We start from the raw sequence: 14,081 nt of genomic DNA, 5'->3' as shown, positions 1-14,081 counted from the left end.
CCGAAGGTAATTTCTACACTATGGAAGCTGACACTAAAGTATATGCGGTGTGGGAAAAAGACATTGCCCCTGTAGAAAAATACACATTAACGTATCATGGAAATGGAAACACTTCAGGTAGTGCTCCAGTAGATAATAAAACTTATCAATCAGGACAGAAAGCGGCACTTTTAGGTAAAGGTGACTTACATCGTAAAGGATATACTTTCAAAGGATGGAGTCCTCTAAAAGATGACAACAGCCACGTTCTTCCAGAAGGGAATCTCTACACCATTACAAAGAACACAACTCTGTATGCTGTATGGGAAAAAGACATTGATCCAATCGTTGAGTTCAAACTCACTTATGATGGCAATAGCAATACTTCTGGAAATGCTCCTATTGATAACAAACTTTATCAAGCTGGACAAAAGGCAACACTTCTTGGCAAGGGTGATCTTCTTCGTGAAGGATATACCTTTAAAGGTTGGAGTATCATTAAGGACGATGACAGTAAAATCTTAACTGAAGGTAGTCTCTATACAATGACAGAAAATATTACATTTTATGCTGTATGGGAAAAAGATATTGATCCAATCGTTGAATTCAAACTAACTTATAACGGAAACGGTAATACTTCTGGTACTGCTCCCGTTGATAAAAATCTTTATCAATCTGGACAAAAAGCAACTCTTTTAGGTAAAAATGATCTATACCGTAAAGGTTATACATTCAAAGGTTGGAGCCTCGTAAAAGATGACGAAAGTAACATACTCGCTGAAGGTGCTCTCTATTCAATAACAGAAGATACAACACTCTACGCTGTATGGAAAGAAGATAAAGATTCGGTGATTCCTCCTACCGGAGTTGCTCACTCAAATAACGGACTTATCATGGTTGGTGTCGGAGCAGTTGCTCTAGCTTTATCACTCATTGTAAAACGCAAAAGAAATAAATAATTTATCGAATCACTATATTATGAAGCGGCAGAATTAATAACTCTGCCGCTTTTCACTGAACAAAATATTTGATATCAATAATCCACATATGTTATAGTTCTTCAGTTGAAAGGAACTATCTTATGACATTCACACTAATCATTAAGAAAATAGCTCCCCTACCCGATTTTGATGTTTTTTTTCATATCTAATTCGATAGGAGGAATATTTTGAAGAAAAACATCGAAAATAATAAACCAAGTTTTATACTATTAATAGTTTTATTGGGGTTTCCACAATTACATGAAGCAATGATTTCCCCCTCAATCCAAAACATTGCTGAAAGATTTGTAATTCATATTGATCAAGCTCAACTTGTATTGAGCTTGTACTTTACTGCATTCGCAGTTGGCGTTCTATTTTGGGGATACTTCTCAGATATAAAAGGACGAAGACCTGCAATGATATCTGGGTTCATTACTTACACAATTGGAACATTAATCGCAATTATTGCACCATCATTCACCATTTTTATGGTTGGTAGATTTATTGGGGCATTTGGTTTAGCGACTGGTTCAGTAACAACTCAAACTATTCTGAGAGAAGCCTTCTCTCAGAATGTTAGAAATAAACTATTCTCTCAAGTTTCAATTGCGCTAGCATTTGTTCCAGGGATTGGTCCAACACTGGGAGGAGCCCTTGTAGACGCAGGTGGTTCAAGATTACTACTGATTTGTCTAGTTATATCAAGTATGTGTATTGTTGCTGTCACTTATTATCGTTTGCCTGAGACACAAGTACAAACAACTAACACTAATATAAATTTTATTGAAGTCGCAAAACGCATGTTATGCACAAAAACGGTTTGGATCTATGGATTTTTTATCACAGCTTATAATGCAATCATGTCTATCTATTACATGGAAATTCCATTACTCTTTACGCATCACTTTCAAATGTCGCTGGCTAGAATTGGATCCTTCGGGATTTCTCTAGCAATTGCAACTATATTGGGAGCACTTTGCACTCAACAATTACTGAAAAAATACGATCCACAATCAATAATTATGATCGGAAATATTTTCGTTTTATGTGGAGCTATTTTTATGGTATTCACAACCGTTTTAGTAAATAGCGAATCAGTCAAGCCATTTCTCTATATATTAGGAATGTTTATCGTTCGGTTCGGAACAGCAATTTCATTATCTAATGCCATTAGTTTATCCCTCAATGGCTTTGAAGATGTATACGGTACTGCCGGTTCTTTGTTAAGTCTAGGATATTACCTAGGAATTAGTGGTCTCATGCAAATCATGTCTTGGATTCGATCTAATTCGCTATTAATCATGCCGCTATACTTTGTCGTACTTGCAATCATCATGATGGGTCTTACTTACTTAACCATGGATAAATCAAACAAAAACACTTAAAAAAATACACCGCAAGGTGTATTCTTTTATTCATTAAAGTAATTTACAAATGTGTCGATATCTTCTGAAGAAACAAGTCTTTCTACGTAAGATTCATCGGATAACTTTATAGCTATATCTTGAAGAATTTCAAGGTGATTCTCATCGTTTGCTGCGATACCGATTACTAAGAAAACAAAGTTTTCATCGTACTCTATTCCTTCAGGATAGTGAACGACTGAGATACCGGATTCTAGAACATACTTTTTATCTTCATACAAACCATGGGGTATAGCAATACCGTTACCAATATAAGTTATATCAGTTTCTTCTTTTTTAATCATTGATTCAATATATTCTTCAGTGATGAATCCATTTTCTAATAGTACTTGTCCTGCAAGTCTAATTGCGGAGTCTTTGGGAGACGATGATACATTGAATCTAATTTGTTTCTTATCTATTTTCATCTTTAACTTCACCCTTCTTTAACGCTTCTACTAGAATATCATAGGTAGGGTCGTTAAGGAAAGATTCAACGGTTAGTACAACTGCTTCAGGAGCGGCATCTCGAGCTCTTTTTTCAAGTTTTTTGTGAGTTACGATTACTTTAGTTTTTTTATCCACAGTATCAACTGCACTATTTTCTACTAGAATATCCAACTCAGCATCCTTAATCTTCTTTTTAAGAATACCACTTCCCATTGCGCTGGAACCAATTCCCGCATCGCATGCAAAGATTACCTTCTCGATATCAGCTGTCTTCCAAACATTTACAATTTCAGGTTCACTAGAATCTGATTTTGTATTTACACCTAACATATTTTCAATGTCGCTACTTAATGAAATGTCTTCATCTTCTTCACTTGAGTGATCTGTCTTGAGAATTAGGGCAGCACATGCTGCTGAAGCTGCAATACCAGCTAAAATTCCAAGCAATACAGGAACTGCACCACCTTTTGGTAACATAATTAAGAATGAAACAATGCTACCTGGATGAGGATAGCCAGCAAGTCCAGCATTCAAGAGTACCCAAACGATGATTTGAGCAACACCACCTGCAATAACTGCTAAGAACATTAATGGTTTCATCAAGACATATGGGAAGTATACTTCATGAATACCACCAATGAATTGAATAAGTAATGCTGATGGGGCTGATTTCTTACTGTTTCCTTTTCCAAAGAATGCGTAAGCTAATAGAATTCCTGCACCAGGTGCTGGACTTGACACTAACATATAGAATAAAGTTTTTCCACCATGTTCTAATATTTGTGCTGCACCAAGTGGTACAAATATACCTTGATCAATCGCATTATTTAGGAACAATACTTTTGCAGGTTCGATGATTACTGCAAGAAGTGGGTATAGACCTTTATCAATTAAAAAGTTAATACCTGATGTTGCAGCGGCAGTTGCTCCTGCAATTGCTGGTGAAATAACATAGAATGAAAATACAGCAAGGATTAATCCTACAATTCCGATTGAAAAGTTATTAATTAACATTTCAAATCCTGAAGGTATTTTTCCATCCAAGACTGTATCCACTTTTTTCATTACCCATCCACCAAGTGGACCTAAAATCATAGCTGCCAAGAACATTGGTATTTCTGATCCAAAGATTGCTCCCGATGCTGCAACAGCACCTGCTACCGCACCACGTTGACCATAAACCATACGACCACCCGTGTAAGCGATTAGGATTGGAAGTAAATATTGAAGCATAGGACCTATCATTGTTGCTAATTGCTCATTAGGTAACCAACCAGTTTCTAAAAATAAAGCTGTAATCAATCCCCAGGCAATGAATGCACCAATATTTGGTATAACCATACCTGCGAGAAATCCACCAAATTTCTGAATCTTCATTTTGAAATCCATATTTCTTCTCCTTGTTTATTTAAAACATGATGTCTCCACCATTAAGATTAATTGTTTGACCGGTGATATAACTTGAGTCATCACTAAGAAGGAAACACACAAGTTGTGCGACATCTTCCACAGTTCCTAATCTTCGAAGTGGAATTTTATTCTTGAAATAATCCATAACATGATCTGGATCCAAATCACGTTTCTTTGCATAATCAATTTTTTGCTGATCCCACATTGGAGTATAGATTACTCCAGGCGCGATACTATTCACTCTAATGCCTTGAGGTCCAAACTCAGCTGCTAAAGATTGAGTTAAACCAATAACACCGAATTTACTAGCACAGTAAGCTTGATAATTACTGGTGCCTACTTTTCCAGATTGGGAGGAAAGATTGATAATACTACCTTTATTGTTCTCAAGCATTCTATCAACAGCAACTTTACAACAGTTAAATTGCCCCTTTAGATTGATATCCATTGTCTTATCCCAAAGTTCCTCACTATGATCAAAGAATGGCGTAATTTTTGATATACCTGCTGAGTTTACCCAAAAATCAATATTATCATACTTCTCTTTTAGATAATCTCCAAATTTTTCTACATCTTTTGAATTTGAAACATCCAACTTATAGAACTCTGATTTTTGATTTTTATCTGTAATGATATCTACAACTTCCATAGCATTATCTTCACTCAAGTCGGCAATAATTACCATTGCTCCTTTTTCAGCTAGAGAAAGACTCACGCCTTTACCAATTCCACTCCCTCCTCCTGTAACAACTGCAATTCTATTTTTAAAGTCCACAGAAACACCTCTCTCTGTTATGACGTCATGACGTCCTAATGTCATTCTATCATCTGAAAGTTGTTTGTCAATGATTTTATCAAATAAAAAAAACGCTCATAAGAGCGTTCAATAATATTTAGTCTTGATAAGTTAGTCGAACTTTGTAAACACTTACATCGCCACGATCTCTAGATACTGAGTATTCAATGGGTTTTCCTTCATCATTATAGGTAATAGTATCTACCAACTGTACGACAGAATCTTGTGGTAATTCTAATAAGTTTGCATCATAAGGACGAATAACACGAGCCCTTAATTCTTTTTCAGCAAACGCAATTTTAACGTTATATTCTTTTTTCATAATTTCGAACAGTGAATTATTCTCAAGATCTAATGTATCTAATCCTGGAACTAAAGAAACTGGAATAAATGTATTTACAAGAATTATCGGTGTTCCATCGAGATATCTTAATCTCTCTAACTCATAGAATTCCTTAATATCTTCTCCAAAACGTTTTTCCAAGATTCTATTTGTAGGAATTCTTTTTATTGATATTAATGATGTCGAGCTTTGTTTACCCTCCATCTCCATTACTTCCCTGAAGCTTCTTAGATTCTCGAGGTCCCATAAGTTCTTATTACGTATTTTTACAAACGTCCCAATCCCTCTACGTCTTTCAAGATATCCTTCTTGCACTAAATTTTCGATTGCTTGGCGAACTGTGGTACGGCTCAGTCCAGTTGATTCAATAATTTCCAATTCTGATGGCAGACTTGTATTTTCTTCAAAAGTTCCTTCATTAATAAGATCTACAATTGAATTTTGTAACTGAAAGTAAAGTGGTGTTGGATTATTCTTATCAATTATAAACATACATTCTCCTCAATTCATCTTTGAATCTATTTTACCATAATCATTATTTATTATCTTCACTACTCAATTAAATCGATAAGAAATATTTCACTCACAATTTATTTATAAGTATTTTTAGTGATTCATATTCCTTTATTCATATTTATCTGTTCCCTTCATTTTAAACCTACATTTGTGAAATCCATTGTTAAATTTGTTATATATTTCACATATAAATATAATAATAGCGATTAAATAGCCCTTTCCGAAATATTTTGTTAAATATATCACAGGTTTTTTCTAAATAAGATTGTGAACGAATTTGATAAATGATAACTTTGTACTACGGACAAACAGGAGGATATTATATGGAAAAAATGTCTATAAAAGAATTTATTAATAAAATTCTTGCCGGTGCAGCAATGGGGATTGTTGTCGGATTAATTCCAAATGCAATTTTTGGAGAAATATTTAAGGCACTGGGGGTGTCAGTCCAATTTTTGTTACTTTGGGGAACATTACAGGTGCAATTCAATTTACAGTACCTGTACTTGTGGGGATGTTTATTGCTTTAGAATTTAAATTAACACCTATTGAAACCGCATCTATTATTGGCGCTACATTTGTTGGTAGTGGTGCTGCTACACTGACTGAAGGAGTTTGGGTATTAAAAGGTACAGGTGATCTTATCAACATTATGATTGTTGCTTCCATTGCTGTTCTCATCATTAAATGGTACAACAACTCGTTAGCTAATCTAGGTATTGTAGTTATTCCTATTCTTGGAGGTGTTATTCCTGCCTTTATTGGTGTTCTAACATTACCATACGTGGCTCAAATTACTGGATTACTTGGTAATATCATCGCTAACTTCACAACGCTACAACCGCTTGTTATGATGTTATTATTAGCTATGAGCTTTGCTTTGATTATTGTAACACCGCTTTCAACTGTCGCAATTGCCTACGCAATCTCACTATCAGGTCTTGGTTCAGGTGCTGCAAACGTTGGGATCGTCGCAACACTCTTTACTCTTGCATACGGATCATCACGTGTTAATAATAAAGGAACTACCTTTGCACTATTCTTTGCAGGTCCTAAGATGATGATGCCAAACTACTTACAAAACCCTATCTTAACATTACCTATTCTTATTAATGCAGCAGTAACAGGTTTCTTTGGATTCCTATTTAAGATTCAAGGAACTACAGGTTCTGCAGGATTTGGACTAACTGGTCTTGCTGGCCCAATTAACGCTTACAGTTTTATGGAAACTTCACCTCTTGTAAGCACAGGAATTTTAGTCATTCAATATCTGGTTGTTCCGCTAGGAATGGCTATATTAACACATACTATTTTTACTAAAATGGGATTATATGAAGATAAATTATTTACTGTAAATACAGGTGAAAAGAAATAATTATAACTTACTACAAAAATAAAGGAGGAAATACAATGAAGAAAATTATTGCATTTAATGTTCGTGAGGAAGAAGTTGCGATTGCAAAAAAATGGGCAGTTGATAATGATATTGAACTTACTATTGCTGATGGGCAACTAAATATGGAATCTGTTCAATTATGCGAAGGATTTGATGGTGTAACAACCAGTCAAAACTCTCGTGTCCCTAACGAAATTTATCCAATCTTAAAGGGATTTGGTATTAAGCAAATTGCACAAAGAAGTGCAGGATTTGACTACTATGATCTCGATGCTGCTCGTGAGAGTGACATCATCATTAGTAACGTTCCTGTTTACTCTCCCGAATCAATTGCTGAGTTTACAGTTGCCTCTGCGCTGAATCTTGTTAGAAAATTTCCACTGATTCAAGAAAAAACAATGGCGTATGACTTCCGTTGGCAACCAGAAATAAGAGCAGGGCTCCTCAATGAAATGACTGTTGGGGTCATCGGAACTGGACACATCGGACGTGTGACCGCAAAACTATTCCATGCATTTGGAGCTAAAATAGTTGCTTATGATATCTATCAAAATGAAGAAGCTAAATCCTTCTTAGAATACAAAGACTCAATCGAAGATGTTGTAAAAGATGCTGATATTGTCACACTTCATGTTCCAGCAACTAAAGATAATTTTCATCAATTTGATATCAAGATGTTCGAGAACTTCAAACCTTCAGCTTACTTCGTAAACGCCGCACGTGGATCTGTTGTCAATACTGAAGATTTACTCAAAGCATTAGATAATGGCTTGTTAGCAGGTGCTGCACTTGATACCTATGAAAATGAGGGTGCATATATTCCCAAAGATAATCGCGAATCAGGTATCGAAGACGAATTATTCGTTAGAACCATCAAGCACGATAAAGTCATCTTTACACCTCACATTGCTCACTATACAGATGTATCTGTTAGAAACATTATGAATATTGGTCTAAATTCAGTCTTAGATGTCTTAAATACTGGAGATACTAAAAACAGAGTTAACTAAACTTCAACCACCCTTTGGGTGGTTTTTTTAATTTTGGTGCATTGTTCTTGCCGAAATATAGTTTAGAAATTAAACTATATTTATGGAAAAATTAATGATAAATATCAGCTCCCTTATGATTCGTATCAAGGAGCTCGAAAAAAACAACGAGGTAAATCCAAGTCAAACTCATATCATTGAAATGATTGGATCCTATCCCCAAACAACTGCAAATGAGATTACCGAACATTTAAATGTTACAAAAGGTTTAGTATCGCAACTTATCAAGGAATTGGTTGAGCACGGTTATGTTATTCAAAAAACCGATAAAAGTGATAAACGCATCAAACGATTATCCCTCACTGATAATGGGTTACGAATTTATAGATATCATGCAGAGTGTCACAATATTTTAATCGATACTCTCGAAGATAACCTGACACCAGATGAACAAGAAACATTTATGAAAGGACTTGATTTACTTAATCAAGCATTAAAAGAATATGAGAAATAAAATTATGATTATTGGTGGTCACGGAGCTGTGGGTCAAACAATCTCTAAAGCTCTTAATCATCACTCTTTGGTGATTGGTGGAAGAAATACAGAAAAAATCCAATTATTTATTAATTCAAATTTAAGAGATGCTCAATCTATAAAAATTGATATTCATACATTTGATGAGTCACTTTTTCACGATGTTCATACGGTCATAGTGTGCGTCGATCAAAACTCAACACAACTCGTTGAATACTGTATCGATAATAATCTGAATTATATGGATGTAAGCGCAAATAGTGGCTATCTAGATAAAGTTCAACAACTAGAATTTACAAATCAATCATCCATTTTATTGGGAGTAGGTATTGCTCCTGGCGTCACGAATATTCTTGCTACTCAATTAATTAAAGATAATCCAAATTTGAAGAATGTTGATATTCATGTAATTCTTGGTTTAGGTGAGAAACACGGCTCGGCCGCAATAGATTGGACTCTAGAAAATATGATCGTTTCTTACACCCTTAAAAATGAAACGTACAAGCCTTTGAATATGCACAGCCAGTTTATGCATCACTCGGTAAAGTATGATACATTTAATTTTAACTTTGCTGACCAATATCTTTTGAATCATAAATATCCAGAATTCAATTTTTTCACTTATATGGGGTTTGACAAACCAATGGCTACTCGAATGATTCACACATTAATGAATTTAAATTTATCAGGATTTTTCAAGACTAAGAATGGTTATAAAGTAACCAAACATGCTTTGCTTAATCCTAAATTTGGAAGTGACTACTTTATTATTCATGTTTCAAACGGCATGGACGAACTTGTATTTGACGGTTACAATGAAGCATATTATACAGGACAGTTTGCAGCAATAAGTGCTGTGAAGCTGGTCGATGACTCACTTCCATTTGGACTCATAGGTATGGACGATATTATTTCATACAAGGATCTCTCCAACATTCAATCAAACAAGAATTAGCGGCCACTAAAAAACTACCCATCAATTATTGATGAGTAGTTTATTTTTATTTGATTAACGTTCGAGGTCTGAATCTTTCATCATTAAGAATGTGAAGATAAATCCACCCACATAAGCAAGAATTAATCCAATAAAGAAGTTTAACATCATTGCTGGTGTTTTCATTAATGGAATAGCTACAAGTCCTGAAGGTCCCCAAGCTACAGCCATAACTTTAGTTAACATTACATAAGCACCACCGATACCAGCACCAAGACCAGCAGAAATAAATGGCTTACCTAATGGTAAAGTTACTCCATAGATTAAAGGTTCCCCAACACCAAGGAGTCCTGCAGGAAGTGCACCCGCAATAATTTGAGTGAGTTTTGTATCACCTTTTTTCTTAGCTTTAATATAGATTGCGATTGCTGCCCCAACTTGACCAGCACCAGCCATAGCAAGTACTGGGAAGAGAGTAACCCCACCAAGTTGTTCTAATTGAATTGCATAGATAGGAATTAAACCGTGGTGTAATCCTAACAATACCATCGGCAAGAAGATAGCTGCAAGAATGTATCCAGAAATAACACTTACAACAGGGTTGCTTGAGTTAATAATTACGTTTAGTGCTGCAACGAGCCAGTCTGATAAGATACCAGCTAATGGCATAACACCGAAGATAAAGATAATTGCTGTAAGAAGTAATGTTACTAATGGTGTGACAATTAAGTCAAGAACGTCAGGAACGATTTTACGTACTCTACGTTCAATCATACTCATAATCCAAACACCAAGAATAACTCCCATAATACCACCCTTACCAGTTGTAAGAATAGAATTTAAAGGTTGTTCAGCATTATAAAGTCCAAAGTATGTTGATAAGGTGATGAGTGGTGCTGCAATTGACATTGCACCAATCATACCCCCAAGAGCTTGCGTTCCACCAAATTCTTTCGCAGCATTGATACCTGTAAAGATAGCAAAGTATCCTAAGAATCCTGTACTAATTAATTGGAATAAAGTTTGTGTTACAAACCAGAATCCTTCTTTAGCACCTGTTAATTGCCCAATTAATGATGCAAGCCCTGAAAAGAGTCCTGCAGCAATAATTGCTGGGATCATCGGAATAAAGATGTTTGAAATTGTTTTAAGTCCGCGTTTTAGAGCTGTTTCTTTTTGAGCTCCCTTAACGGCTTTCTTATTTTCTTCCCAATCAACATCACCACCAGCTGAAACAGCAAATTCTTCAGTGAAGATGTCGTAAAGTTTCTTAGATTTACCAGGTCCAACTACTATTTGCAGTGTATCACTTTTCACAACCCCCATAACACCTTCTGTTGCTTCAAGTTTTTCAAAATCTACACTTTCTTCGTCGCGAATCTTTAAACGAAGACGTGTCATACAGTGTGCTGCAGTAGTGATATTTTCTTTACCGCCCACACTTTCAAGAATTATAGTTGCTAATTGTTTATTATCCATGTGCTCCTCCTTAATAAACATTGAAGTGTCCAATCGTCGTCTCAATTCGCCTCCTTTTTGAGAAAAATCAAAATAAAAAGCCGAGAAGCACGGAAAAATAGTTCCATAACTTCTCGGCTGTTGCTCTTACGATTGCACGCCTTAAACATATATTCACACAATCATTACAAATTGTCAAGCAAATATAAATACAGATTTTTTTAATTTTATTTTGTTTAGCTTATTTTCTTGTATAACTATGGTTTGATCTGATTCTATTTATGCAGATTTGTGCACTATTTAAAGGTTTTTAGTATAGTCATGAAAATATATTTCATTAAATAATATTCAAGTTAGAAATGCTCGTGTGATATTTATTTTCATGTAAGCGCTAAACTTTTGGTTGACATTTTCAGAATCTTGACTATGATGTTTGTGAAGGCGTGCCATCAAATATTTGAGCAAGAGCTGGATAATTTTGTCTTTTTTTGACGTGGTTATTCAGCTCTTTTTTATAACACATAAATCGGAGGGAAAAATGAAAGAATTATTAAAGAAAGTCATTACCGGACTTGCTGTTTTCAGTATGTTATTTTTGAGTTTTCCAACTCAGGTCTTTGCTGATAGTCAAACGTATCAAATAGATAAAACAATCGAGGATACACACGAAACAATATCCTTTAAAGCTTATAAAAATGGTGCTAAATTAGAAATTCTTGGTGATGATTTATCGAATACTAAGCTAATTCTAAACGGACAACAACTCAATATCGATAATAAAAATATTATTGATATTTCTGAATTGGTAAATAACGGAAATAACAAACTTGAGGTTACTTCTGTATCTCCTGTTACAATTAAAATCCCATTTCCAAATGTTACACAAGCAATCGATTCCAACAACGATTGGTTTAAACTTCTCGATGCTATGATTGAAGCAGAAACTCTTTATGGATTATCCGCTGCACAACTGGCTGTTATAAAAGATGGCCAAATGATTAAATCAACTGGCTATGGTTACAATACAGCATACGCAAGTAAAACCGATGCGAATGGTACTATTATCCTCGATGACATTAATGTAATTCCTGTAAAAGATCGTGTTGCAGTTACACCATCAACACTCTTTGATCTCGCAAGTAATACTAAAATGTATGCAACTGTATATTCAGTTCAAAAACTTGTAACTGAGGGGAAACTTGATATTAATACCCCTATTTACGAATTGTTCCCAGATTTTATCAACATTCCTGACAACTTTAAGGATGACATTAATACCGTAGAAAATAGAAAACTTGTGAAAGTAGCGAATCTACTCCATCACGATGCAGGATTTTTACCCGATCCACAATATCACAATGAAAATTCAAAAATTAACGATCCAAATTTAGATCGAAATCCACTATTCACACAAAATCGTAATCACGCATTAGAGATGATGTTAAAAACGAAACTTACAACTGTTCCAGGAACAGGTAACGTTTACTCTGATACAGATTTCATGCTCTTAGGAGCTGTTGTCGAAAAAATAACTGGACAACGTTTAGATACCTATGTTCGTGAAAATTTCACGACGCCTTTAGGCTTAAAATCTGTAACATTTAATCCATTACAAAATGGATTCACTAAAGATCAAGTTACCGCTTCTGAGGTCCATGGAAATACTCGTGATGGCCGTTATACCTTCTCAAATGTTCGCCATGGTGTCGTACAAGGCGAGGTCCATGACGAAAAAGCATTCTATACAATGAATGGAATTAGTGGTCATGCCGGACTGTTTGGAAATGCTGGAGACATTGCTACGATGGCTCAAGTCATGTTAAACAATGGCGGAATGGGAAACAACAGTTTCTTTAGCCCCGAAGTCATTGATACATTCACCACTCCTTATGGAAATGTAGGAAATCAAGATACATATGCACTGGGTTGGCGTCGTGCTGGTGAATCTCAACTCTATAAATGGGCATTCTCTGACTACACCAGTGATAAAACAGTTGGACATACTGGATGGACAGGGACCGTGACCGTCATTGATCCTGATAATAACGTAGTCATTGCACTCATGACCAACTCACGAAATACACCGATCATGAATCGCGAAACAGATGCATTCTACACTGCTAACTTCAATACCAATTCCTATGGCCCTGTGACTAACACGGTCTATCAAGCACTTGGTTTAGGTAGTGACGAATCAACTATGGAATATCTTAAAGGGCTAACTCTTGGTGAAATTTCTAATGTTTCAGAAACATCTTCTGCATCAAAGAGAAATGCCGTACGTGCATTATTCCATGTTGTAGAAACATACTCACACAGTAACGACGATGCGAAAACACTCTGGAACTCAAAAGAAATTCAAGATATTATCCCACTTCTCAAAGAAACATATGAAAACGATACTAAGTATCTTGATCAAAGTGTGCTCGGTTCTTTTACAAAACCAGCAACACTGGATAATGAACTGATTCAACAGCTCAAAGATGCACATGCTAAAACAAGTGGCGTTGAAGAAAGTAAATATACCGAAGAAAGTTATAAAGAATATAAATTAGCTTATGATAATGCTTCTTCTATACTTGACGAAATAACACTTGACCAACCGCAACTTACAAATGATGACTTAAAAGAAGCATTGCATTCGTTACTTGAAAGTTATGACAACCTAAAAGAAATTGAAATCATTGATCCAGTTGATCCAATTGAAAAACCTGATACTAAGGAGCCTAAAACTCCTGACGGAACTAAAGAAGAAAACAACCCCCTTCCATCAACTGGACTTAATAACAATACTTCATTATACATAATTGGTTCGGTTCTAATTAGTGCAGGATTCCTATTTGTATTAAAAAATAAACGACTTAATCATAAACGATAGTTTCAGTGTTT

Annotated in this window: 13 protein-coding genes; 8 read left to right on the top strand and 5 right to left on the bottom strand. The window is 35.3% G+C overall.

Going from position 1 to position 14,081, the window contains the following annotated elements; translation table 11 throughout:
* Positions 1-20 precede the first annotated feature (20 nt).
* Together H9L01_RS04205 and H9L01_RS04200 are read left to right on the top strand one after the other, a co-directional pair.
* Positions 21-938 (top strand): InlB B-repeat-containing protein, encoded by a 918-nt coding sequence (locus H9L01_RS04205; RefSeq protein ID WP_187534763.1) that lies wholly within the window; start codon positions 21-23, stop codon positions 936-938.
* A 209-nt stretch (positions 939-1,147) separates the two neighbouring features.
* Complete coding sequence (locus H9L01_RS04200; protein ID WP_187534762.1) at positions 1,148-2,347, top strand: multidrug effflux MFS transporter; 1,200 nt, start codon at positions 1,148-1,150, stop codon at positions 2,345-2,347.
* Positions 2,348-2,373: 26 nt separating this feature from the next.
* Here the strand turns inward: H9L01_RS04200 and H9L01_RS04195 are convergent, their stop codons facing one another.
* The 4 genes from H9L01_RS04195 to H9L01_RS04180 all read right to left on the bottom strand — a co-directional run bounded on the left by H9L01_RS04195 (position 2,374) and on the right by H9L01_RS04180 (position 5,856).
* A complete protein-coding gene (locus tag H9L01_RS04195) occupies positions 2,374-2,793 on the bottom strand; it encodes a PTS mannitol transporter subunit IIA (protein WP_187534761.1) in 420 nt (139 codons plus the stop codon).
* Complete coding sequence (locus tag H9L01_RS04190) at positions 2,780-4,204, bottom strand: PTS transporter subunit EIIC (RefSeq protein WP_187534760.1); 1,425 nt, start codon at positions 4,202-4,204, stop codon at positions 2,780-2,782. The genes H9L01_RS04195 and H9L01_RS04190 overlap by 14 nt, the downstream gene beginning before the upstream one ends.
* Positions 4,205-4,223: 19 nt before the next feature.
* Positions 4,224-5,045, bottom strand: a complete 822-nt coding sequence (locus H9L01_RS04185; protein ID WP_223151045.1) for an SDR family NAD(P)-dependent oxidoreductase — start codon at positions 5,043-5,045, stop codon at positions 4,224-4,226.
* A 73-nt stretch (positions 5,046-5,118) separates the two neighbouring features.
* On the bottom strand, positions 5,119-5,856 hold the full coding sequence (locus H9L01_RS04180) for a GntR family transcriptional regulator (protein ID WP_187534759.1): 738 nt from the start codon (positions 5,854-5,856) through the stop codon (positions 5,119-5,121).
* Between the two features lie 347 nt (positions 5,857-6,203).
* Between H9L01_RS04180 and H9L01_RS10765 the strand changes: the two genes are divergently transcribed.
* The 5 genes from H9L01_RS10765 to H9L01_RS04160 all read left to right on the top strand — a co-directional run bounded on the left by H9L01_RS10765 (position 6,204) and on the right by H9L01_RS04160 (position 9,755).
* Positions 6,204-6,410 carry a hypothetical protein gene (locus H9L01_RS10765; RefSeq protein ID WP_246449168.1) on the top strand — a complete coding sequence of 69 codons (207 nt, stop codon included), beginning with the start codon at positions 6,204-6,206 and terminating at the stop codon, positions 6,408-6,410.
* Complete coding sequence (locus H9L01_RS04175) at positions 6,344-7,255, top strand: PTS sugar transporter subunit IIC (protein WP_246449165.1); 912 nt, start codon at positions 6,344-6,346, stop codon at positions 7,253-7,255. The genes H9L01_RS10765 and H9L01_RS04175 overlap by 67 nt, the downstream gene beginning before the upstream one ends.
* Positions 7,256-7,290: 35 nt before the next feature.
* Positions 7,291-8,286, top strand: a complete 996-nt coding sequence (locus H9L01_RS04170; protein WP_187534758.1) for a D-2-hydroxyacid dehydrogenase — start codon at positions 7,291-7,293, stop codon at positions 8,284-8,286.
* A 115-nt stretch (positions 8,287-8,401) separates the two neighbouring features.
* Positions 8,402-8,779 (top strand): MarR family winged helix-turn-helix transcriptional regulator, encoded by a 378-nt coding sequence (locus H9L01_RS04165; RefSeq protein WP_187534757.1) that lies wholly within the window; start codon positions 8,402-8,404, stop codon positions 8,777-8,779.
* Entirely contained in the window at positions 8,769-9,755 is a 987-nt protein-coding gene (locus H9L01_RS04160; RefSeq protein WP_187534756.1) for a saccharopine dehydrogenase NADP-binding domain-containing protein, read from the top strand. The genes H9L01_RS04165 and H9L01_RS04160 overlap by 11 nt, the downstream gene beginning before the upstream one ends.
* A 54-nt stretch (positions 9,756-9,809) precedes the next feature.
* On the opposite strand, the gene H9L01_RS04155 is transcribed toward H9L01_RS04160, so the two are convergent.
* Positions 9,810-11,213 (bottom strand): PTS transporter subunit EIIC, encoded by a 1,404-nt coding sequence (locus tag H9L01_RS04155; protein WP_187534755.1) that lies wholly within the window; start codon positions 11,211-11,213, stop codon positions 9,810-9,812.
* A 517-nt stretch (positions 11,214-11,730) separates the two neighbouring features.
* Between H9L01_RS04155 and pbp4b the strand changes: the two genes are divergently transcribed.
* Entirely contained in the window at positions 11,731-14,070 is a 2,340-nt protein-coding gene (gene pbp4b, locus H9L01_RS04150) for a penicillin binding protein PBP4B (protein WP_187534754.1), read from the top strand.
* Positions 14,071-14,081: the final 11 nt, after the last annotated feature.

Source organism: Erysipelothrix inopinata (assembly GCF_014396165.1).
GTDB classification, from domain to species: domain Bacteria; phylum Bacillota_I; class Bacilli_A; order Erysipelotrichales; family Erysipelotrichaceae; genus Erysipelothrix; species Erysipelothrix inopinata.
Note: the sequence above shows the minus strand (reverse complement) of the source record. Positions and strands in the feature narration are given on the sequence as shown.